The organism is Paenibacillus sp. Mc5Re-14 (assembly GCF_001049835.1).
Taxonomy (GTDB): Bacteria; Bacillota; Bacilli; order Paenibacillales; family Paenibacillaceae; genus Paenibacillus; species Paenibacillus polymyxa_C.
In genome coordinates this window covers 2,430,582-2,454,090 of the sequence record NZ_CVPD01000001.1, presented here as the reverse complement: position 1 = coordinate 2,454,090, position 23,509 = coordinate 2,430,582, and the positions used below count along the sequence as shown (strand labels likewise).

Annotated in this window: 19 protein-coding genes; all 19 read left to right on the top strand. The window is 48.5% G+C overall.

The window, feature by feature from the left end; translation table 11 throughout:
- Nucleotides 1-19 precede the first annotated feature (19 nt).
- The 19 genes from mfd to nadC all read left to right on the top strand — a co-directional run bounded on the left by mfd (nt 20) and on the right by nadC (nt 23,503).
- Nucleotides 20-3,547: a transcription-repair coupling factor gene (gene mfd / locus BN1546_RS11115; RefSeq protein ID WP_090737498.1), complete on the top strand. Its 3,528-nt coding sequence runs from the start codon at nt 20-22 to the stop codon at nt 3,545-3,547.
- A complete protein-coding gene (locus tag BN1546_RS11110) occupies nt 3,531-4,649 on the top strand; it encodes a peptidylprolyl isomerase (RefSeq protein ID WP_017427061.1) in 1,119 nt (372 codons plus the stop codon). Before mfd ends, BN1546_RS11110 begins: the two co-directional genes overlap by 17 nt.
- Before the next feature lie 167 nt (nt 4,650-4,816).
- Nucleotides 4,817-5,359 (top strand): stage V sporulation protein T, encoded by a 543-nt coding sequence (spoVT, locus tag BN1546_RS11105; RefSeq protein ID WP_013368681.1) that lies wholly within the window; start codon nt 4,817-4,819, stop codon nt 5,357-5,359.
- A 140-nt stretch (nt 5,360-5,499) separates the two neighbouring features.
- Nucleotides 5,500-7,158, top strand: coding sequence for a putative polysaccharide biosynthesis protein (locus tag BN1546_RS11100; protein ID WP_090737496.1), 1,659 nt, complete (start codon nt 5,500-5,502; stop codon nt 7,156-7,158).
- Nucleotides 7,159-7,318: 160 nt separating this feature from the next.
- The gene (mazG, locus tag BN1546_RS11095) at nt 7,319-8,818 is read left to right on the top strand and encodes a bifunctional methyltransferase/pyrophosphohydrolase YabN (protein ID WP_058831395.1); all 1,500 of its coding nucleotides are present in this window, start codon (nt 7,319-7,321) and stop codon (nt 8,816-8,818) included.
- Between the two features lie 335 nt (nt 8,819-9,153).
- Nucleotides 9,154-9,426: an HU family DNA-binding protein gene (locus tag BN1546_RS11090; RefSeq protein ID WP_007428028.1), complete on the top strand. Its 273-nt coding sequence runs from the start codon at nt 9,154-9,156 to the stop codon at nt 9,424-9,426.
- Nucleotides 9,426-9,704 carry an RNA-binding S4 domain-containing protein gene (locus BN1546_RS11085; protein ID WP_014599342.1) on the top strand — a complete coding sequence of 93 codons (279 nt, stop codon included), beginning with the start codon at nt 9,426-9,428 and terminating at the stop codon, nt 9,702-9,704. The genes BN1546_RS11090 and BN1546_RS11085 overlap by 1 nt, the downstream gene beginning before the upstream one ends.
- A 185-nt stretch (nt 9,705-9,889) precedes the next feature.
- A complete protein-coding gene (yabP, locus tag BN1546_RS11080) occupies nt 9,890-10,174 on the top strand; it encodes a sporulation protein YabP (protein ID WP_013368685.1) in 285 nt (94 codons plus the stop codon).
- The gene (gene yabQ / locus BN1546_RS11075) at nt 10,171-10,749 is read left to right on the top strand and encodes a spore cortex biosynthesis protein YabQ (RefSeq protein WP_058831394.1); all 579 of its coding nucleotides are present in this window, start codon (nt 10,171-10,173) and stop codon (nt 10,747-10,749) included. The genes yabP and yabQ overlap by 4 nt, the downstream gene beginning before the upstream one ends.
- Nucleotides 10,750-10,753: 4 nt before the next feature.
- Nucleotides 10,754-11,083, top strand: coding sequence for an FtsB family cell division protein (locus BN1546_RS11070; protein ID WP_013368687.1), 330 nt, complete (start codon nt 10,754-10,756; stop codon nt 11,081-11,083).
- Nucleotides 11,084-11,206: 123 nt separating this feature from the next.
- The gene (locus BN1546_RS11065) at nt 11,207-11,722 is read left to right on the top strand and encodes a S1 domain-containing RNA-binding protein (protein WP_013368688.1); all 516 of its coding nucleotides are present in this window, start codon (nt 11,207-11,209) and stop codon (nt 11,720-11,722) included.
- Between the two features lie 506 nt (nt 11,723-12,228).
- The gene (gene spoIIE / locus BN1546_RS11060; protein WP_090737494.1) at nt 12,229-14,736 is read left to right on the top strand and encodes a stage II sporulation protein E; all 2,508 of its coding nucleotides are present in this window, start codon (nt 12,229-12,231) and stop codon (nt 14,734-14,736) included.
- Between the two features lie 126 nt (nt 14,737-14,862).
- Nucleotides 14,863-15,612, top strand: coding sequence for a vWA domain-containing protein (locus tag BN1546_RS11055; protein WP_016818910.1), 750 nt, complete (start codon nt 14,863-14,865; stop codon nt 15,610-15,612).
- Nucleotides 15,596-16,534: a protein kinase domain-containing protein gene (locus tag BN1546_RS11050; RefSeq protein WP_090737492.1), complete on the top strand. Its 939-nt coding sequence runs from the start codon at nt 15,596-15,598 to the stop codon at nt 16,532-16,534. Before BN1546_RS11055 ends, BN1546_RS11050 begins: the two co-directional genes overlap by 17 nt.
- 66 nt (nt 16,535-16,600) lie before the next feature.
- Nucleotides 16,601-18,049, top strand: a complete 1,449-nt coding sequence (tilS, locus tag BN1546_RS11045; protein ID WP_090737490.1) for a tRNA lysidine(34) synthetase TilS — start codon at nt 16,601-16,603, stop codon at nt 18,047-18,049.
- Between the two features lie 47 nt (nt 18,050-18,096).
- On the top strand, nt 18,097-18,636 hold the full coding sequence (gene hpt, locus BN1546_RS11040; protein WP_013368693.1) for a hypoxanthine phosphoribosyltransferase: 540 nt from the start codon (nt 18,097-18,099) through the stop codon (nt 18,634-18,636).
- A 97-nt stretch (nt 18,637-18,733) separates the two neighbouring features.
- A complete protein-coding gene (ftsH, locus tag BN1546_RS11035) occupies nt 18,734-20,773 on the top strand; it encodes an ATP-dependent zinc metalloprotease FtsH (protein ID WP_013368694.1) in 2,040 nt (679 codons plus the stop codon).
- A gap of 236 nt (nt 20,774-21,009) precedes the next feature.
- Complete coding sequence (gene nadB, locus BN1546_RS11030) at nt 21,010-22,623, top strand: L-aspartate oxidase (RefSeq protein WP_090737488.1); 1,614 nt, start codon at nt 21,010-21,012, stop codon at nt 22,621-22,623.
- Nucleotides 22,613-23,503 carry a carboxylating nicotinate-nucleotide diphosphorylase gene (nadC, locus tag BN1546_RS11025; RefSeq protein WP_013368696.1) on the top strand — a complete coding sequence of 297 codons (891 nt, stop codon included), beginning with the start codon at nt 22,613-22,615 and terminating at the stop codon, nt 23,501-23,503. Before nadB ends, nadC begins: the two co-directional genes overlap by 11 nt.
- Nucleotides 23,504-23,509: the final 6 nt, after the last annotated feature.

The following is a 23,509-nucleotide window of genomic DNA, read 5'->3' as shown; positions in this document are numbered from 1 at the left end:
GCATAAAGGGGTGCCTTTTTTGTTACAAGCACTTATTCAGGCTTTTACGAAGGATGCTGATTATGCATCCATTGCGGCAGGTATATCCTCAGGCATGAAGGAACAGCTTATATCAGGCTTGTCAGGCTCTTCAAGACAGGTACTGATGGCCGCACTTGCTGAAGATACTGGACGACCATTGATGGTCATGACGCACAATATGTTTGCCGCTCAAAAAATAGCAGATGATTTGCAGGAAGCGCTTTCTCCTGATCAGGTTTTATTGTATCCAGCCAACGAGTTAGTAGCTGCTGAAGCTGCCATATCCAGTCCAGAGACATTATCCCAACGAATTGATGTATTGATACGATGCGCCCAGGGTTTTCGTGGGGTTGTTGTCGTGCCGTTTTCTGGGGTCCGGCGTCTACTACCAATCCCGGAAACATGGCGTGAGGCTCGTGTTGAGCTGAAAGAGGGAGAAACGATTCAGCTGGAAGCATTTTTGCTGCATATGGTTGAGATGGGATACCAGCGTGTAGAACGTGTTGAATCCCGTGGGGAGATGAGTGTACGCGGGGGAATTATTGATTTTTATCCAATGACCACCCGTTGGGGCTATCGTGTGGAGTTGTTTGACGATGAAATTGACTCCATCCGTATGTTTGATCCGCAAGATCAGCGTTCGGTGGAAAAGGTACAGGAAGTTACTGTAACGCCATGTAAGGAAGTTATTGCAAGCCACCAGCGTATGGACCAAGCTGCCGATGCCGCTGCTATGTTGTTGGAGGAACAGCTGGACAAAATGACAGATCGTCAGGCTAAGCAGCATCTGAAAGAGGAAATTCATCGTGAAATTGAGCTGTTGCGGGAGCATGTGTATTTTGACGAAATCTATAAATATATCTCCCTGCTATATCCTGAACGTAAAACCTTGGCTGATTATATGCCGGCAGATACGATTCTGATCATTGATGAACCAGCACGGATGCTAGAAACAGCTAGGCAGCTAGAGCGGGATGAGTCTGAGTGGAATCTGCATTTGCTTCAAAACGGTAAAACTCTACCGCAACTGGAGCTATCGGATAACTCGGATAATCTGCTGTATAATCGGAGATTTCAAACGCTGTTCCTGTCGATCTTCCTTCGCCAGGTTCCGCATACGCAGCCGCAAAATATTTTGAACTTCATTTGCCGGGGCATGCAGGATTTCCACGGTCAAATGAATGTACTCAAGGCAGAGATGGATCGTTGGCGCAAGGCAGGCACACAGGTTATGATGCTGGCGAGTGGAGATGAACGTCTGGATCGGATGCGGCGAGTGCTTCAAGACTACGGTATTGATGAGCCGACTATGGCGATTGGTAATCTGCAAAGCGGTTTTGAGATGCCGTCTATTCATCTGGCGGTGATTACCGAGGGTGAGATGTTCTCCCAGAAGCAGCGGAAAGCACGTAAGCAGGGCCGACATGTAGACAATGCAGAGCGGATTAAGAGCTATAGCGAGCTGAAGGTGGGCGACTATGTCGTACACCAAAATCACGGGATCGGGAAGTATATGGGAATCGGTACGCTGGAGGTTGGCGGTATCCATAAGGATTACATGCATATCCTCTATGCAGGCGGAGATAAGCTGTCTGTACCGATTGAACAAATTGATCTGATTCAGAAGTATGTGGGCTCAGAGGACAAGGAACCCAAGATTTACAAACTGGGCGGCAATGAGTGGACACGTGTTAAAAGTAAGGTGCGCAGCTCGGTTCAGGACATCGCAGATGACCTGATCAAGCTATATGCGGAAAGACAGTCAGCACCAGGCTTTGCTTTTGAAAAGGATTCGCCGGAGCAACAGGAATTTGAGGATATGTTCCCGTATGATGAGACACGTGACCAGGTTCGGGCTATTGAAGAAATTAAGAAGGACATGGAGCAGAGTCGTCCAATGGATCGTTTGCTGTGCGGTGACGTAGGCTACGGCAAGACTGAGGTGGCTATTCGTGCTGCTTTTAAGTCTGCTATTGAGGGCAAACAAGTGGCTGTGCTGGTACCGACGACGATTTTGGCGCAACAGCACTATGAGACATTCCGTGAGCGCTTTTCTGGGTATCCGTTCAATATTCAGGTATTGAGCCGTTTCCGCTCGCGCAAAGAGCAGAATGAGACGACCAAGGGAGTTCGACAAGGTACGGTTGATATTGTCATTGGTACTCACCGTCTACTTTCACAGGATCTGGTGTTTAAAGATCTGGGGCTGCTTATTGTCGATGAGGAGCAACGTTTTGGTGTCACGCACAAAGAAAAGCTGAAAAAACTGAAAACGAATGTAGACGTGTTGACGCTAACGGCTACACCTATTCCGCGTACGCTGCATATGTCCATGCTGGGTGTACGTGATTTGTCAGTCATTGAGACGCCACCGGAAAATCGTTTTCCAGTGCAAACTTATGTCGTTGAGCATAGCCAGACTCTAGTTCGTGAGGCCATTGAACGCGAGATGGCACGCGGAGGGCAGGTTTATTACCTGTATAATCGCGTGCAGGGCATTCAGGAGATGGCTGCCGAGATCAATGCACTTGTCCCAGACGCCAAGGTGGGCGTAGGCCACGGACAGATGTCTGAAACGGAACTGGAGAAAACCATTTTGGATTTCCTGGATGGTGAATATGATGTACTGGTTAGCACGAGCATTATCGAAACCGGTGTGGATATTCCCAATGTGAATACACTCATTGTGCATGATGCCGATAAAATGGGGCTCTCCCAGCTTTATCAGCTGCGTGGGCGTGTAGGTCGTTCCAACCGGATTGCCTATGCTTATTTCACGTACCAGCGAGATAAGGTGCTTACAGAGGTGGCGGAGAAGCGACTTCAGTCTATCAAAGAATTTACAGAGTTGGGCTCCGGGTTCAAGATAGCAATGCGTGATTTATCCATCCGCGGAGCGGGTAACTTACTTGGCGCCGAGCAGCACGGATTCATCGCATCCGTCGGTTTTGATCTTTACTCACAAATGCTGGCTGAGGAAATCAATAAACGTAAAGTCAGTGTGCTTGGAGAAGAGGATCAATCCAACCGGAATTGGAGTACATCGATTGATTTGAGCGTCGATGCTTACCTGCCGGGAGACTATATTTATGACAGCATTCAGAAGATTGAGATTTATAAAAAGGTTGCGGCAGTCAGTACCTTTGACGAGGCTTCCGAGCTGGAGGACGAACTGGTCGACCGGTTTGGCGATCTGCCAGAGGCAGTGCGTCATTTGCTGGCCGTGGCCCGTCTCAAGGTGTATGGACGGATGTATGGCATCGAGTCCATTGTTCAACGGGATGACAATATGATGTTGAAATTTCACGAGGGGCGTCAGCAGGCGCTGCAGACTGCCAAACTTGCCGAGATTGGCAATCGCTTTGAAAGACGTGTACAATTTGAACAGGGTACTTCTATGAGCGTACGCATAAAGGGTAAAGGTCTAAATGATGCACAACTGCTAGAACTGCTGGAGCAATTTTTGAGTGCATTGAAAGAAGCATTCACATTGAAGGAGGAACTGCAAAATGTCACAACTAAATAAAAGAAAACCTTGGAGAATGCTCTCCTTGGGCATGGCAGCGTTGCTAGCTATATCGGTGCTTGCAGCATGTACGAAGCAAGCGGATGAGAATAAGGTCAAGGATGAGCCGAAAGACAACAGCAAGGTTGTCGTGACCTATAAGGGTGGAACGATTACCGAAAATGAGTTCAACCAAGAAATCAGCATGATGAAATTTCTGTACCCAGAGTATGAGGCTGCTTTAGCTTCTGATCAGGTACGTGAGCAAATTGTAAAGCAGGAAGTAGTGTACAAGCTTTTGGCAGCCAAAGCGGACGACAAAGCCAAGGAAGAGGGCGCCAAACAAGGAAACGAGCAGTTGGAGCAGTATAAAAAGTCGGTCGGAGAAGATAAGTTTAAGACATTTCTAAGTGATCAGAAGTTGACCGAACAAGGTGTGAAGGATTACTTCACGCGTGTAATGACGGTAATCAACAGCGAAACCAATAAAGTAACGGATGATCAGCTGAAACAGGAATTTGAAAAAAATAAAGATCAGTTCACGACGGCAACTGTACGTCATGTATTGATTAATTTTGAAGATCCAAAAACAAAGAAACAGCGTACAAAAGAGGCTACTCTCAAGCTGGCCAAAGAGGTAAAGGCAAAATTGGATGGTGGAGCGGATTTTGCAACGATTGCTAAGAAGTATTCGGAAGACCCAGGTTCCGCATCTAATGGCGGGCTGTATGAGAATGCATCTGTAGCGCAATGGGTACCTGCTTTTAAAGAGGCTGCCGAGACTCAACCAATTAACAAAATTGGTGAACCCGTGGAAACAGAATACGGATATCACGTGATCAAAGTGGAGTCCCGCAATGAGCCTACATTTGATAAATTGAAGGACAACGAAAAGGCTGCCCTGAAAAATAAACTAGCTGGGGAAAGTATCCAAAACTTTACCGAAAATGATTTGACGAAGCTTGATTTGAAAATCAATCTGCCGAAGGCACCTGCTACGCAAGAGAAAAGTGGTGCAACGTCCGGTGCGGGCAGCACAACTACGCCGAGCGGAACAACAAGCGGTACGGGCGATAGCAAAGCTGGAACAGCTAAAGATGGAGCTGCAAACGAAGGTAAATAACTGAACATGCATAAGGAATTGGGAACAGATGAATACTATGGTCAGATATCACCATAAACACCATGACCGCGACGTTCTTCGTGACCGCTTCTGGGGGAGTGGAAGCGTCTTTCGATACCGTCAGTAGTTTACTAAATTCTTCTTGAGAAAGTGGGGCAACATGTGAAATGAAAGCTACTGGTATAGTTCGCCGTATTGATGATCTTGGGCGGGTAGTTATTCCAAAGGAGATTCGCCGCACCTTGAGAATTCGTGAAGGAGATCCGCTTGAAATTTTTGTGGATCGTGACGGAGAAGTCATTTTGAAAAAGTATTCACCTATTGGTGAACTTGGTGATTTCGCCAAAGAGTATGCTGAGTCCCTGTTTGAAAGCACTGGCCATATTACGATGATTACCGATCGTGACACCATTATTACGGTGGCTGGAGGCTCAAAAAAAGAGTTTCTGGACAAGCAAATCGGTAGCATTATTGAAGGTAGCATGGATAATCGCAAGACTGTGCTGGAGACAGCCAGCGGCTCTTACGAGCTGACGCGAGACCACGAAGAAACACTCTCGTCCTTTGTGACGGCTCCCATTGTTTCGGGTGGTGATCCCATTGGTTCTGTTATATTGTTGAACAAGGATGAAAATGTAAAAATGTCCGAAATGGAGGTCAAGATGGCTGAAACAGCCGCTGGCTTCCTGGGCAAACAAATGGAACAGTAACACCCCGTTTCACCCCTGTATGACGTACAGAACGGACAAAGCCGTTCAACGTTGTACAGGGATTTTTTTCTTTCCGGGAGAAGAGACGGTATAATAGGACTCGTAAAAACGCTTATTCCAGGTGGGAGTGAAGACGGAGAATGCAGGAAAATCGCGCCGCTTCGCGGCTGCTACGAGGCGCTGTCATTTTGACACTGGCAGCTGTAGCAAGCAAGCTGATCGGCACATTGCAAAAAATCCCGCTGCAAAATATTGGCGGCGATGGCGTGTTTGGCATTTATAATACGGTTTATCCTTTTTATACGCTGTTCATTACCATTGCAGCTGCTGGATTCCCGGCGGCTGTATCCAAATTTGTAGCTGAGTATGAGGCTGTGGGAAATCAGGCAGCGGGGCAACGTGTTGCCCGGCTATCTTCGCTTGTATTGGGCATATTCGGATTGTTTCTGGGGCTGCTGATGTATACGTGTGCGCCACTAATCGGCCAGTGGATCGACAATGCTCACGTCATTCCATCGGTGAGGGCGGCGGCGATTGCCTTCTTGTTCGTGCCGATTATGGCGGGACTGAGGGGCTATTTTCAAGGCTTGCAAAATATGATTCCGACGGCTGTCTCCCAAGTGACGGAGCAGGCGATAAGGGTAAGCGTGATGATCATATTGTTGCTGTTCATGCTGTCACAAGGAGCAGGGGCGGATATGATTGCCGCCGGAGCAGTGTTTGGTTCAGCAGCAGGCGGAGCAGCGGGCCTGGTGATCATGCTGCTGTATTGGCGAGGCCACAGAAAGAGACTTAGGCGGCAAGAGACGGTCATGACAACAGTGCAGGCACAGACTGGTGAGCTTCACCCAGCGGAAAGCAGTGGTGCTTTGCTAAAGGCACTGCTACGTTATGCTCTGCCTGTTTGCCTTGGAGCGCTAGCCGTTCCGTTAATAAACCTGGTAGATACATTTACCGTCCCTCGCCTGTTAAAGCAGGAGGGCTTGGATGATACGGCGGTTATGGTGGCCTTCGGCGTGTATAACCGGGGGCTTCCGCTAGTACAGCTGGTCATGATGTTTGCCACCACATTGTCGGCATTGTTCATACCCTCGCTGGCTGAGGCACGGGTGACCGGAGGTACGGAGCTGGCACGTCGTCAGTGCGAGCAATCGCTGCGCTGGTTTTGGCTGCTAGGACTAGCCGCTGCGACAGGTCTGATCGTGCTGGCCGTGCCCGTCAATGTGATGCTGTATGCAGACGACACGGGCAGCACGGTTATGCGCTGGATGGCGCTGACCGCCGTAGGCGGCACGCTCAGCATCATCTCGGCTGCGCTGTTGCAAGGGCTTGGCGCGGTTCGTGCGCCAGCCCTGGCTATGCTCGCGGCCGCTGCGGCCAAGGCGCTGCTAAACTGGCTGCTCGTGCCGCAGCTCGGCACGGCGGGCGCCGCCATTGCGGGGGCTGTCGCCTATCTGCTGGCGGCTGTGATCAACATCGCGCTGCTGGCCCGCTTGGTGGGGCTGCGCGGGAGCTGGTCCGCCAGTGTGCTCAAACCGGCGGCTTTGCTTGTCGCCTTGGCTGGTGCAGCCGGGGCGGCGATGTGGGGCACCAGTGCTGTGCTGGGTGCCCTGGGCTGGGCGGCCGGAGGTCGTGCCACGGCAGCGGCGGAGAGCCTGCTGGGTGTAGCGGCAGGCTCCGTGGTGTTCGTGATCGGCCTCGCACGTCTGAGGTTGATCACGGAAGCCGAGCTTGTGGCAGTGCCCAAGCTCGGACGCCCGCTGGCAGCTGTGCTGCGCAGACTGCGCGTACTGGCTTAGTCTAGGTTATACGGTTTGCCGAGAAAGCTACATAAGCCATTTTATGAGCCTATACCACTTTGTGGTATAGTAAATGCCAAAGCAAAGGAAGCGGAAGCTGGGCTGTGCCGGGTGTTTTTTCGGAGCATGCATCCTGCTTTTGCGGAACGGAGGATTGGATATGAGCGTAACATTAACGATCGTAGGTCTGGGCTCGGGAGATCCTGATCAGCTTACGATAGGGATATTGAACAAAATGCGGGGCGCTTCAGCGCTCTATCTGCGAACCAAGGAACATCCGGCGGTTCGAGTGCTGGATGAGTTTGAGGTGGCTTTTGAGTCGTTTGATGCGGTATATGAGACAAAGGATTCTTTTCCAGAGGTATATGAGGAAATTACCAGTCAACTGATGGAAAAGGCCGCTAAGGCGGCAGACGGGAGCGAAATCGTCTATGCAGTTCCCGGTCACCCGATGGTGGCGGAAGCAGCGGTGCAGTTGCTCAAGGAGCGTTGTCCTGCGCAAGGGATTGAACTAAACATCTTGGGTGGAGAAAGTTTTCTGGATGAGGCTTTTGTGCGTCTTGGTTTTGATCCGATTGAGGGTTTTCAGCTGTTAGATGCAGGTACACTGGATGCCAGCTGGCTCCAGCCCCAGTTGCATACGCTGATCGGACAGGTATATGACACCTTTACGGCTTCCGATGTGAAGCTATGTTTGATGGAGCGGTATCCTGACGATTATGAGGTGTATGTCGGCCACGCGCTTGGGGTAGAAGGTGAGGAGGCGGTCCACAAGGTGCCGCTATACGAGCTGGATCGAGTAGAGGGCTATGGCAACCTATCCTTGGTATACATACCTCGCAGTGAAGATGAGGCCCTGAAACGGCGTTCTTTTGACCGTCTACATGAGATTGTCGATATTTTGCGCAGTCCGGAAGGCTGTCCATGGGATCGTGAACAGACACATCAATCGATCCGCAAAAATCTGATCGAGGAAACGTATGAGGTCATTGAAACCATAGATGAGGATGATCCTGAGCATATGAAGGAAGAGCTTGGCGATCTGTTGTTGCAAATTTTGCTGCATGCCCAAATGGAGGAGGAAGTCGGAACCTTTAATGTGTATGATGTGATCCAGGGACTGAACGATAAGCTTATTTTCCGTCATCCGCATGTATTCGGTGACAATCAAGCCAATGATGCGGAAGAGGCGCTGCAAAACTGGGAACAGATGAAGGCAGAGGAAAAACGGCTCAAAGGTACGGCGGCAGCCAATCCTTCCGTACTGGATGGGGTTCCCCGTGATCTGCCAGCTCTTATGAAATCGTATAAGCTCCAGAAGAAGGCAGCTAAAGTAGGCTTTAACTGGGATAGCATTGAAGGCGTATTTGATAAATTGGACGAAGAAGTGGCTGAGTTGAAGGAAGCGGTTCGTGAAGGGCATTCCATGGAAGCTCAGTTGCTGGAGTTGGGGGATGTTCTATTTGTTGCCGTGAATGCGGCCCGGTTCATGCACGTAGATCCGGAGGAGGCGCTGTCAGCCACTAATCGCAAATTTGTAAGCCGCTTCCAGTATATTGAGCAGAAACTACGCGAGCAGGGGCGTCGTCCTGAGGACAGCAGTGTAGATGAAATGGAGACCTACTGGCAGGAAGCGAAAAAGCTTCTTGACAGAGATTGATTCCATAGATTTGATCTTTGGCTGTATTGGACAGTAAAATGAGTCATATGCAGGGTTGAAAATACGCCCGGCTTGAGCAGACTTGCCAATGGGCAGAGTTTTGTAGTAGGATGTTGGCTTAACTGGGGTCGAATAAAAAAACGCCTGTCATTGCAGGATTTTTAAGGACAAGCCAGAATAACTTGTAGTAATTCTGAAAATAACTGTAGCTAATAGTTGAACATGTTACAGTGGTATTCAGGAAGGGCTTCGGCCACAGTTGGACCTCACGTATGCTCCATTTAAGGACATGTAGCGTGATGATTATTTTTTGACATTTAGGAGGCTTTTATCTTATGAACAAGACAGATCTGATCAACAATATTTCCAGCAAAAGCGGTTTGAGCAAACGTGACGTTGAAGCTGTATTGAATGGCGTTCTTGGTGAAATTACAGATGCACTTGCTAGTGGTGACAAAGTACAACTGATCGGCTTTGGTACTTTCGAAACGCGCAAACGTTCCAGCCGTACAGGTCGCAATCCACAAACCGGCAACACGATTGAAATTCCAGAATCGACCGTTCCTGCTTTTAAGGCTGGTAATAAGCTTAAAGAAGCCGTTAACTAATGCGTCTTGATAAATTCTTGAAAGTCTCGCGGCTGATTAAGCGCCGTACAGTAGCTAAGGACGTCTCTGAACAAGGGAGAGTCGTGGTGAATGGACGCGAAGCCAAGCCGAGCAGTGCGGTCAAAGTAGGCGATGAAATTACCGTCCAATTTGGCCAGAAGCTGGTGACCGTGCGAGTGGAACGGCTCGCCGACACTACACGCAAGGACGAGGCTGCAAGTATGTACACTTTGGTAAAGGAAGAGCCTATTGCCAGGGACAACGGTTTGAACTGGTAAGCAGACATCTGATTTTCTCATAACGTTGTACATAGAAGCATTCCTTCATATTGTATGAAGGAATGCTTTTTTTTTATATGAGGAGCTTTTGTCTAATTGTCTAATATATGCTCGTGAAGAGCCAAAGCGGTTCTAAATCATGCCCACCCCTTCATAAGCTAAGAACAGAAGGAGGGGTACATGCCATGATTGAACAAGGGAAGTCCAAGCACCATGATCTGCGCATGCAAAGCCGCAAGCAGCTCGACATTTCAGGCGTCAGCAATGTGGAGAGCTTTGACAGTGAAGAGTTTTTGCTTCAGACCGAGCTGGGCCATCTCACCATTCGCGGACAACATTTACATATCAAAAACCTCAGTCTGGAAGAGGGGCTACTGTCCATTGAAGGTCTGATTACTTCCCTCGTCTACCTGGAGCCTGGGGCCCCGGCCAAAAACGGAAAAAGCCTATTCGGCAAGCTCTTCAAATGAACCCTTACACACAATGGCTGACATTGACGTGGATGCTATTGTCGGGCATAACCATGGGAGTGGTATTTGACAGCTACCGGGTGCTGTCAATCCGCTTTCATTTTGCCCGTTGGAGTGTTCATTTGTTGGACGTGCTGTATTGGGTGGCCTCGGCTTTGTTTATTTTCCGTGTGCTGTACGCGAGTAATCGCGGTGAGCTGCGGTTTTATGTCTTTTTAGGACTACTTTTGGGGGTTTGGCTCTATTTTTGGGCCTTTAGTGTTACAACCCAACGTTTTGTGGTAATGTTAATAGAGATCGTTCGCAGACTGACGTTGATCGTGAACAGCATACTGCGCATCCTGATTGTTCTTCCGGTGTTAGCGCTGTATCGGCTGTTACGCAAGCTGGTCGGATGGACATGGGCACTTATTGTGTTCCTAGGAAGGATGCTGATATACATCCTGATGCCGGTTTGGAAGCCGATTCTTTGGTCGATCCGTCCGCTTATAGCGCGTTGGAAGACGCCAGATCCGCTCGTAAAGCTGGGTATCAGACTGAAAAATACAGCAAAAAGATGGTTTGGAAGGGGGTAGTATCATGCGTAATTCGTCTGTAGATCGCCATTCATCTCCTACGTCCAAGTCCAATGCGGGCGGGCGCAGGCGAATCATGATTTGGTTGCTATCGCTTGCCGCCTTTGGTAGTTGGGCCATATTCACCTTTTTTTCTCAAGGTATGATCATGGCCGATCGAAGTGAACAGCTCACCCAGAAGGAAAAACAGAAGCAAGCTGCTACACAAACGGAACAACAGCTTCAAACCGAAGTGAATCGTCTCAAGGATCCTGAGTACATTGGAGAAATTGCTAGAAGCAAGTACGGTCTTTACAAACCGGAAGAGACGCCAATCATCGGAGATCAAAAATAGAAGTATTATCGGGCCAATGCTTAGTTGACCTTGGTTCCGCCATTTTGTATAATCAAATCACCACAGCGGGATTTTTTTGCAAAAAAATCGGTTGTATATTTTAAGGGAGGATCATTTTATTCTATGGCAATTGAAGTGGGCACCAAGTTAGAGGGCAAAGTGACAGGCATCACGCATTTTGGAGCATTTGTGGATTTGTCTGGAGGTGTCACGGGTCTCGTTCACATCTCGGAAATCGCCGATAATTATGTTAAGGATGTTAACGACCACCTGAAGATTAATGATGTTGTGACGGTGAAAGTCATTAATGTTGACAAAGATGGCAAAATCGGACTTTCCATTAAGCAAACGATTGATAAGCCGGCAAGTGAAGCCCGTCCCCCAAGAGCTCCAAGACCGGAGCGTACAGGAGGACCAGGCGGAGGAGACCGTTTTGGCGGCGGAGGTTCAGGTCCAAGTCAGGGACGCGGTGGTGGTTTCAACCGCGATCGTGGAGGCCGTTCTTTCAAGCCTGCACCGGGTAAACCTTCATTTGAGGATAAAATGTCACGCTTCCTGAAAGATAGTGAGGAACGCATTTCGTCGCTGAAAAAGAACACCGAAGGTAAACGCGGAGGACGCGGCGCGAAGCGTGTTTAATTCACTTTGACAACCGTATCAACCATACACGGAAAACCGTACAGTCGAAAGACTGCTACGGTTTTTTTGCGTTCTACCGACAAGAGATGCGACAAGCCGTGGCTACAGGCAATATGTTTTGGGTGGAGTTGTACGGGCACATTTTTAAGATTAGTAGTTTTATGAAGAAGAGAAGAAGCATCTACTGAAATGTTGGATGTTTTTTTTGTCGTGTGGACATAATCGTCCGACAAACTCCAACGGTTTTCCGTCTATCTTCTGTGCAAATCGCTAGATTTGGTATCAGGATGACTGACATAGAGAGGTCATCCAAAGCGTAGAGAGAGACAACCTCCATCCGCTTCCATACGGGCGTAGCTTGAAGTACAGGGGAATGCTCTGTCCTTTCGCGCGGAACGTTTTTTTGTCGGAAATTTCTTGGAATAAGACGTGAGGTTCTGACAAACTTTCTCAATCGTTCCGGTTTAAGATGGGAACATCAAATTGATGAATGGGGTGCCTGACGCATGATGGAGAAATGGAACGTGGTACATTTTCCGGGGTTAAAATCTAGAAAGTCCAAATCCAAAGAGCGTACGGAAGGTTGGCCTTCCAGACTCAAGAAACGGCTCAATTCACATAAAGTAGTGCAATGGGTAACCGCGCAAAGATGGATGCTGCTATTGTCAGCTATGGGAGTTTTATTGGGACGCGCCACTATTTTGGACGAGCTTTCTCCTTTTGCCCTCGCTTATTTTGCGGTCATTACGTTCCTTCGGCGTGATCTGATGCTGCCTGTAGCTGTATCCGTTGTGCTAGGCAGCCTGTTAGCTCCTTACCCATCGTTATTCATGATTGGTGGTGAGTTAATCGTATTTTATCTCCTGTATCGCGGGCTACGCACCTTCGATCGTCTGGAATTATCCTATGCCCCACTTATGGTCTTCTTGTCTGTGTTTATGGTCAATTTATTTAACGCCGTGATGGCTCCGGCTTTTACATGGTATGAGCTTGTCATTGTGGGAACGGATGCGGTACTCAGTTTTATGCTTACATTGGTGTTCACCCAGGCCATACCGCTGTTTACGTACCGCAAGAAGGCAAGCCAGCTCAAAAATGAAGAAATTTTGTGTCTTATTATTCTATTAGCCTCTGTGATGACGGGAGCAGTAGGATGGACCGTTCATTCACTGTCTGTCGATCATGTACTTTCACGATATTTGGTCTTGGTGTTTGCTTTGGTGGGAGGTGCCTCCCTGGGTGCTTCGGTCGGTGTGATTACCGGTTTAATTTTGAGCCTAGCCAATATGTCTGCAATTGTGCAGATGAGTCTACTTGCTTTTGCAGGTTTGCTGGCAGGGATGCTGCGTGAAGGGAGAAAAGGTGCAGTGGCCCTTGGCATGCTGTTGGGCTCTTCCATTTTGACGATCTATCTGGATGGGACTGGAGACGTGCTGACATCAACCTGGGAGAGCTGCGCGGCAATCCTATTATTTTTAATGACTCCAAAAAGTTTCTTTAAAGCGGTTTCTACCTATGTCCCGGGTACGCAGGATCACGCCAAGTCACAGCATGAATATGCCAAAAGGGTTCGTGATCTCACCGCCGAGCGGGTGACGAAATTCTCCCGTGTATTCAGCCAGCTATCCCGCAGCTTTCATCAAATATCTGCGAGTGAGGGGGCAAAACCGGACGGAGAAATCGAACACTTTATGAATGCGGTGGCGGAAGGAACATGTGCCTCTTGCTTTAAGTGCGAGCAGTGTTGGGACGGCAAGTTTATGCAAACCCATCAGTATATGACGGAAATGATGAGTGCCATTGAGGACAATCCTGATTTGGAGCCAGAGCAAATGCCGCCGCAATGGAGCAAGGCATGTGCCAAAACGGGCGCTGTCTTGCAGGTAATGAAACAGCAGTATAGTCTCTACCAACATAATATGCAGTGGAAGCGCCAAGTATACGATAGTCGCCAGCTTGTTGCTGACCAGCTATCAGGTGTATCGCAAATTATGGAGGATTTAGCGCGGGAAATTCAGCGGGAAGGGCAGACCATGCATCGGCAGGAAGAGCAAATTCGAGAGGCTCTTGATAGACTGGGCTTGTCCATCCAATCCATCGAAATTATTAGCCTGGATGCAGGCCAGGTTGAAATTGAGATTGTCCACGCCTATACAAGGGGATTTGATGAATGTCGGAAAATCATTGCTCCACTGCTGTCGGACATACTAGACGAGCATATAGCTGTCATGCGCGAAACGGCGGCAGATCGCCGCCAAGGCTTGGCTACAGTCATGTTCGGCTCTGCTAAAACATATGAGATTGCTACAGGAGTAGCTAGTGCCGCCAAAGGAGGCGATTTCTTCTCAGGAGACAGCTACAGCATGATGGAGCTAGGGAATGGGACTTTCGCAGTCTCTTTAAGCGATGGTATGGGGAACGGAGAGCGTGCGCAGCAAGAGAGCAGTGCAGCACTTAACATTTTGGAAGAACTACTGCAATCGGGTATGGACGAAAAATTGGCGATCAAGTCGGTTAACTCTGTCCTGATGCTCCGATCACCTGAGGAAATGTATGCTACGGTGGATATGGCGCTGATTGATCAGTATACGGCCCGGACAACCTTTATGAAGATTGGATCTACACCGAGCTTTATTAAAAGAGGGGAGGAGGTCATTCCCGTATCTGCCAGCAATTTACCGATTGGCATTATACAGGATATCGAGGTTGATTTGGTGTCACTGCAACTCCAGCCGGGGGATATTCTCATTATGATTACAGACGGTATATACGATTCACCGGGTTATGCAGTCAATAAAGAGATATGGATGAAACGCATGATTCAGGAAATTGAAAGTGAAGATCCACAGCAACTGGCTGACTGTTTGCTAGAACGGGTTATACGATACCAACAAAATCAAATCTATGATGATATGACTGTAGTTGTTAGTAAAATAGATCATTTTCACCCAGAGTGGGCAACTCTCCATGTACCCGGCATGAGGTGGTTAGAACGTCCACGGACGGTGAGCTAGACTGACATTGCCCGGGAAATTCCTTATACATTTTTAAAAATCCGCATCCTTCGTTTGAATCGTTCCGGATTAGGCAAAGATAGAATCTATCGGAATAGATTAAGAGGAAGCGGAGGTCAAAAAGCGATGAAGCAAATTTTGATCATTACAGATGGATGCTCTAACGTAGGTGTTAGCCCAGTTATGGCGGCTGCCCAAGCTTTACGGGAGGGAATTACAGTGAACGTCGCTGGAGTCATAGACTACGGAACCATCGGCGAGCTTGGGAGCGCAGAGATTCAGGAAATTGCTAAAGCAGGGGGAGGGTTTAGCCAAATCGTCGGTACGAAGCAGTTGGCGCAAACCATGCAGATGATGACGCGCAAAACAGTGGTTCAAACGATTCAGCAGGCGGTTAATAGAGAGTTAACGCACATTTTGGGTGAGGGCGGTGCCCGGCATATCGGTGAACTGCCTCCGGCCAAACGAGCCCAGGTAGTTGAGGTAATGGATGAATTGACAGAAACTAGCCCTCTGGAAATTGCTTTACTCATTGATGCAAGTGCAAGCATGAAGCCTAAGCTGCCTGCTGTAGAGGACAGTATACGCGATTTGCTGCTCAGCTTACAGTCCAGAAGCGGACTCAGCCGTATATCTGTATTTCATTTCCCGGGTGGACGAATGGGAGAAGACGCAGTCATGGATATCGGGTGGACCTCTGAGCTTGACCAGATCAAATCGATATTCGGACGCTTACGGATGAAAGGAGCGACACCGACAGGACCGGCCATTTTACAAGTGATTGATTATTACCGATATGTTACACTAGGGGAACAGAAAGATCTGGAAGAATCCTATGGCAAAGGAGAAGGGATGCTCGGTGACTACGTCGTCTGATCCCGTTCTTGCACCCGGAACGGTCATCAAGGGCAAGTGGAAGCGGAGTAGCTATGTCATCCAGCGCTTGCTGGGCCGGGGAGCGAACGGAACTGTATATTTGGTAAAAGAAGCACAGGCCGATCGGCAATTTGCTCTCAAAATGGGAAAGAACACGCTTGATCTGCAATCGGAGATTAATGTGCTGACCACATTACAGTCTCAAGGGACTCAGGCTGCCCTCCAGCGCAATGGAAATCCTTCCTTCTTGTTTGAGGTGGATGATGTAGTGTTACGTAGTGGGGAGATTCCCTTTTATGTTATGCGATACGTCAAAGGAGATCCGCTTCATAAATTTGTGGCAGCCAAAGGGTCTGAGTGGTATGGTGTGGCTGGAACCGGCATACTGAATCGTCTGGCCGATCTCCATCAGGCAGGATGGGTGTTTGGCGACCTGAAGCCTCAAAATATATTGGTCAATGCCTATGGAGAGGCTGAGTTGATTGATTATGGCGGGGTGTCCCTTGCAGGTCGGAGTGTTAAACAATTTACAGAATGGTACGACAGGGGATTCTGGAATGCTGGTAGCCGAAATGCTGATCCCCAGTATGACCTGTTTGCCTTTGCTCTTCTAACGATTCATATATTAGAGAGCGAATCGTTAAAGGCAGCTGCGAGCAGGCTACCACAGCTACGTAATACGGCAGAATTGACAGTCATCATTCGTCGCAGCCGTATATTGCGCCCCTACGCCGAATGGCTGCTGGGTGCAGTGCGTGGAGAATATTCCGATACTCGTGCAGCGGCCCGAGCTTGGTCGCGTCTGGCTTCCGCTCATGTCAGGCAAACATCTGTCAAAAGGGGAAATCCACGCTGGCTGGGATATGCTTTTACGGTATCGCTTTTGCTGCTTGCCGGAGCGCTCTGGATTGCGTTAAGGTAGCAGCATGACTTACATAAGATAACAGAGGATCATCATTTTTACGGTCGGGAGAAAAGAGGGTCGTAAATGGGAACAACAAAACCGACCGGTGTTGTACAGGAAGTACTCGCTTTGGCGCGAGAACATTCACTGTGGAGCCCCGGAGACTGCATTGTGGTTGCTGTATCCGGTGGACCGGATTCGGTGGCCCTTTTGCACATTTTACATGAAATATCCGTTATACATATGCCATTACAACTCGTCTGCGCTCATGTTCATCATGGCTTCAGGCCAGAGGAATCGGATGCGGAGGCTGAAGAGGTACACAATATTGCCCGAAAGCTCAAGCTTCCATTTGAAATGATTCGGGTGGATGCACCCGCTTATATGAAGGAGAGCGGTAAGGGTCCACAGGAAGCCGCCCGTGAGCTACGGTACAGCTTTCTACATGATACGGCTACGAAGTGGGAGGCACAGCATATTGCTATGGCTCACCATGGCGATGATCAAGCGGAAACAGTTCTCTTGCACTTGCTGCGCGGTAGCGGACCAGCGGGTTTGGCGGGTATGCGTTTGGCACGCAATGAAAAAAATGTGCAACTCATTCGCCCGCTACTTCGTATGTACAAGGCTGACTTGATTGCGTATTGCAACTTTCATGGTCTTTCCTATGTGACAGACAGCACTAATTTATCGTCTAAATACCGTCGTAATGCTATCCGCATGGATGTGCTCCCTTTTTTGGGGCAATATAATGAGCAACTGACACCGTCCCTGAATCGGCTGGCCGAAACGATGGCTGACGAAAATGATTTTATGGAGGCAGCTACACTGTCAGCATATGAGAAAATGGTGCACTTCAATAATGGCAGGTACATGTTTTCCATCGCTTCATATCGTAAGCTATCCGTTGCTTTACAACGGAGGTTGATTAAACTAATATTAAATTATCTGCCTTCGGGCAGTGAAAATTTTGATTTTCGTAAAATTGAGACCGTTCGACTAAGACTTCTCCAAGAGACATCCTCTACATGGAGCTTGGACTTGGGCGGCGGTGCGGTTGGAGTCCGCGAATATGACCAGGCGGTTTTGTTTGACCGTACGCAAGTCGTTATGGGTGAATGGAGCTACGGGCTGAGCGTATTGCCTATTTCCGGTGAGCTTGAGTTGCCTGAAGCGGGTGGTATACTCCGATGGCGAAGAGCTCCCTATTGGGATGGACACCATCCGGCGAATGAGGAAGAAGCATGGTTCGACGCAGACGAATTGACTTTGCCGTTGACTGTACGTTCGCGATTACCTGGAGATACCATGTATGTAATGGGATTAAACGGAAGGAAAAAGGTTAAAGATATTTTTATTGATGAAAAAATACCTCCTTTAATGCGTTCCGTTATTCCTATCGTCTGCGACCACTCTGGAGTTGTTCTCTGGATTCCGGGCGTACGACGTTCTGTACATGCTGCGGTGCAAAAGCACACGTCTTCGGTTATATATATGTCATGGCAAAGACGAGAGAGTCCGGGGCACCAGTAATTGCGCAGGAACGGCTTTCATAGTATAAACTTAGGAGGTTTACACCGTTGCAAAATGATATTCAGGAAGTATTGATCAGTGAAGAAGAGATTCAGAGTAAAATCAAGGAATTGGGCGCACAGCTTAGCGTGAAATATGAAGGAAAAAATCCATTGGTGATTTGCGTGCTAAAGGGTGCGTTTATCTTTATGGCGGATTTGGTTAAATCCATTACAGTGCCGTTGGAACTTGATTTCATGGCTGTATCTAGTTATGGAGTATCCACCAAATCATCAGGCGTTGTTAAAATCATCAAAGATTTGGACGCTTCAGTGGAAGGACGCGATGTTCTGATTGTCGAAGATATTATCGACAGTGGTCTGACGCTGACACATTTGATTGAATTGCTTAAGAATCGTAATGCCAATTCGGTATGTGTCGTAACTTTGTTCGACAAGCCTGCACGCCGGACCGTTAATCTTGAAGCTGATTACACCGGATTTACACTTCCGGATGCGTTTGTTGTCGGCTATGGTCTGGACTATGCCGAGCACTACCGGAACCTCCCATACATAGGGATTTTGAAGCCGGAAATCTACACCAGCTAATCTCAGCCTCCAGTCCTAGGACTAAATAGGGTCCTTTGTTGAGAAGGGCTTACAGGCTATGGTAAAATAACTTAAGTGTCTCGAGAGGAGGTAGGGGATGAATCGGTTCATCCGGAATTCTGGTTTTTATTTGATTCTTTTTTTAGTTGTGGTGGGTATCGTTCAGTTTGTTAGCAACAGTAACGAAGCCTCCGATCTCCCTAGATATGACCAATTACGGCAAGAGGTTAAAGCTAATAACATCTCTAAAGTAACGGTCCAATTTGACGGTTACGCCTATCTTGTAACCGGTGCATATAAGAAGCAGCCGGCTAATGCTAAATCAACCAATTTTTCCGTATACGTTCCGCCAACGGATCAAGCACTAAGTGAACTGGTGAATGCCAGCGAAACGAACGGGTTTGAATACGTGCAGAAGAAAATGGAAGGCGAAAGCATTTGGCTGACATTTTTGACTTCTATCATTCCTTTGGTGATCATGTTCCTGTTGTTCTTCTTCCTGTTTAATCAGGCACAGGGCGGTGGCGGCAAAGTAATGAACTTCGGCAAGAGCAAAGCCCGTCTGTATAACGAAGAGAAGAAGAAAGTTACCTTCGAAGACGTAGCAGGGGCTGACGAAGAGAAACAGGAGCTTGTCGAAGTCGTAGAATTCTTGAAGGACCCACGCAAGTTCGCAGCTGTGGGTGCTCGTATTCCAAAAGGGGTTCTGTTAGTGGGCCCTCCAGGTACGGGTAAAACACTCTTGGCGAGAGCTGTTGCAGGTGAGGCCGGAGTGCCGTTTTTCAGTATCTCGGGTTCTGATTTTGTAGAAATGTTCGTCGGGGTCGGTGCTTCCCGTGTTCGTGACTTGTTCGAGAATGCGAAGAAGAACGCACCTTGTATCATTTTCATTGATGAAATTGATGCCGTTGGACGTCAACGTGGCGCCGGATTGGGTGGCGGACATGATGAACGTGAGCAAACGCTCAACCAATTGCTCGTAGAGATGGATGGATTCGGCGCAAACGAAGGCATCATTATCGTTGCTGCTACTAACCGTCCGGATATTCTAGATCCGGCCTTGCTTCGTCCAGGTCGGTTTGACCGTCAAATTACGGTTGACCGTCCAGATGTTAAAGGCCGCGAAGCAGTATTGCATGTACATGCACGCAACAAACCATTAACGAAGGATGTTAAATTGGACGTCATTGCGAAACGTACAACAGGCTTTACGGGCGCTGATCTGGAAAACCTGTTGAACGAAGCTGCCTTGCTGGCGGCTCGTCGCAACCGCAGAGATATTTCGATGCGAGAAGTAGATGAAGCGATCGACCGCGTTATCGTAGGTACTGAAAAACGCAGCCGCGTAATCAGTGACCGCGAGAAACGAATTGTTGCTTATCATGAAGCAGGGCATACGATTATCGGTTACTTCCTAGAGAATGCCGATATGGTTCACAAGGTAACTATTATTCCACGTGGACGTGCAGGCGGATATGTCATCATGCTTCCGAAGGAAGACCGCATGCTGACAACCAAGCAGGAATTGCTGGACAAAATCACTGGATTGCTGGGTGGACGTGTTTCCGAGGAGCTGTTTATTGGTGAGATCGGAACAGGGGCTTATAGTGACTTCCAGCAAGCGACAAGCATTGCGCGTAGTATGATCGTAGAATACGGTATGAGTGAGAAGCTCGGCCCGATGCAGTTTGGAACTTCCCAAGGTCAAGTATTCCTTGGACGCGATATCGGTCATGAGCAGAACTACAGTGATCAGATCGCTTATCAGATTGACCAGGAGATGAATCGCTTCATCACTGACTCTTATGAGCGTGCTAGAGAACTCTTGACGAAGTATTCCAAAGAGGTTCATTTGATCGCTCAAACATTGCTGGAAGAAGAAACTCTGGAACTTGAACAAATCAAACGTTTGATCGAGACAGGTTCTTTGGATGGCAATACGAATGAGGGAGAAGGAACACCAGAAAACGGTGAACCTGTGATCGATAATATCGGAGATGTTCGTGTACGTATTCAAGGTAAGGATGACGAACCTAAGAATACAACGGATCAACCAAACGATATCCCTAATCTGAAAAAGCCAGAGGATGATAACAATTCAGGCAATTCCGGTGGTACTCCACCGACAACAACCTGATCATCTGATGGATAGTTGAATAAGCATATATGTAAGCTTCGGGGAACCAGATCCTACTGGTTTTCCGGAGCTTTTTTAAATATGGAAGATTATTGCTAACGTGATTTGACAGACAAAGGAACGTTGTGTACATTTATTGTTAAATAAACGACTTACTATCATTTTGAACATATTCCGTGAGCGCATACTGTACAATCTATGGTGTGCGCTATTCTTCTGTGAAATCAGGTGAAGGCATGATTCCAAGATATCTAGTTGATTTTGATGTAGCGGAATTGACCCAATACGAAGCCGACGTCTTGATTATCGGCTCCGGCATTGCGGGCTTATATACGGCGATTAAGGCTGCGGAGAATCGGAAAGTGTTGCTGATTACCAAGAAAACTTTAATGGAAAGCAACACACGTTATGCTCAAGGCGGCATTGCTGCTGTCACATCGGACGAGGATACACCAGCTTATCACATGCAAGATACTCTGATTGCTGGTGCAGGTCTGTGTGAACCCGAGGCGGTCAGAACGCTTGTTCATGAAGGCCCAGACGGTATTAAAGAGTTAATACGATTGGGGACAGCCTTTGACCGTGTGGATGGTGAACTAGCGCTGACCCGAGAAGGGGCGCATAGTCATCGTCGCATTTTGCATGCAAATGGAGATGCCACCGGTTATGAAATCGTGCGTGCCTTATCACAGCAGGTTGCTGCCCATCCCGGTATCGAGGTGTGGGAAGAGTGTATGGTCATTGACCTGCTGACTGAGCATGGTGAGTGTATTGGATCCCTCGTCCAAATGCCAGATGGAGAAAGGTCGTATATCACTGCCAATGCAACCATTTTGTGTTCAGGAGGTAGCGGGCAATTATACCGTTATACGACTAACCCGGATATCGCAACTGGGGACGGTATTGCTATGGCATATCGTGCTGGGGCGGTTGTACGGGATATGGAGTTCGTACAGTTTCATCCTACGGCCTTGTGCCATCCGGGCGCTCCAAGGTTTCTAATTTCCGAAGCCGTACGGGGAGAAGGTGCCGTGTTACGCAACATTCATGGAGAACGCTTCATGGACAAGTATGATTCCCGGCAGGAGCTTGCGCCCAGAGATATCGTAGCTCGTGCGATCATCCATGAGATGGAACGCACCCAGGCTACGTTTGTATACCTGGATATTACACACGAGCCGCCTGAGCGGGTAAAGCAACGCTTTCCAACGATTTATCAGACATGTCTGTCATATGGTTTGGATATGACGACAGGCTGGATTCCCATTGCTCCTGCTGCCCATTATATGATGGGTGGTGTCCAGACTAATCTATACGGGGAAAGCTCCATTAGGCGTTTGTTCGCCTGTGGTGAGACCTCTTCCACAGGTGTTCACGGCGCTAATCGTCTGGCGAGCAATTCGTTATCTGAAGCTATTGTGTTCGCCAGCAGGATTATCGAGCGGCTGCATTCATTGCCACCGCTGGTTGGCCATACTTTGATATCTTACAATGATAACCGTGCAGAGTTTCAGGCTTCATCCGTCGCGGAACAGCGGTATAAGCTGCAAGAAACGATGGTTCATTATGCTGGAGTTCGTCGGCATAGTGAAGGGCTGCAAGCAGCTTTAGAAGAGCTGCGCGGGCTAGTGACTGCCTTTCAGGCTGTGATCACCAGTCGGGAAGAGATCGAATTCGCCAATTTGCTCACCTGTGCTTTATTAGTAGCAGATGGTGCGTTGCTGCGTGAGGAGAGTCGGGGGGCACACTATCGTGAGGACTTCCCTGAGACAGATGATTGCAAGTGGCGAAAGCATGTTCAGCAGCGACGTGAGCAAGGCATAACGGAGGAGAGCGTTCATGACATCTAACAGCGAGCTTTATGGAGAGTTTAGCGGATATCAGGAGGAACTGACGGCACAAATTCGCAGCTGGCTGCGAGAAGATACAGGTTCTGGCGATGTGACCACACGTTGGACGATTGAGCCGGGCCACCAATCCAAGGCTGTCATTCATGCCAAGGAGAGCGGCGTGATTGCGGGTTTACCTGTGGCGGAAATTGTATTTCGAGTAGTGGACCCTTCCTTGTCGTTCACTCCGTTGGTGACCGATGGTCAGTGGATTGAAAAGGGGAGCGTTTTGGCAGAAGTGAGTGGAAGTACTCATGCGATTTTGACCGGGGAGCGATTGGCGTTAAATTTACTCCAGCGGATGTCCGGTATTGCAACGCGGACGCGAACTTTTATAGATCAATTGCACGGACTTTCCACGCGCTTGGTGGACACACGTAAAACAACACCAGGGCATCGACTGTTGGAGAAGTATGCTGTGCGTGTAGGCGGTGGCTCGAATCATCGCTTTGGTCTATACGATGCTGTTATGATTAAGGATAATCATATTAAGGGCGCGGGTGGGATTGCACAGGCGGTGAGCCGAGCGCGCGCGCACATACCGCATACAATGACGATTGAAGTAGAGACGGAAAACATGACGCAAGTCCGGGAAGCCCTGGAGGCTGGGGCGGATATTATTATGCTGGATAACATGTCCGTCCCAGATATGAAGGAAGCCGTTCGCTTCATTCGTGAACAGGCCCCACACGTCAAAACAGAAGCCTCAGGCAATGTATCGCTGGATACAGTGCGTGAGATGGCTGAGAGCGGCGTAGATGTGATTTCTGTAGGCAGGCTGACATACTCTTTTCATAATCTGGATATCAGCCTTGACCTTAACGCTAAGAAAGATAGGTGACACCCA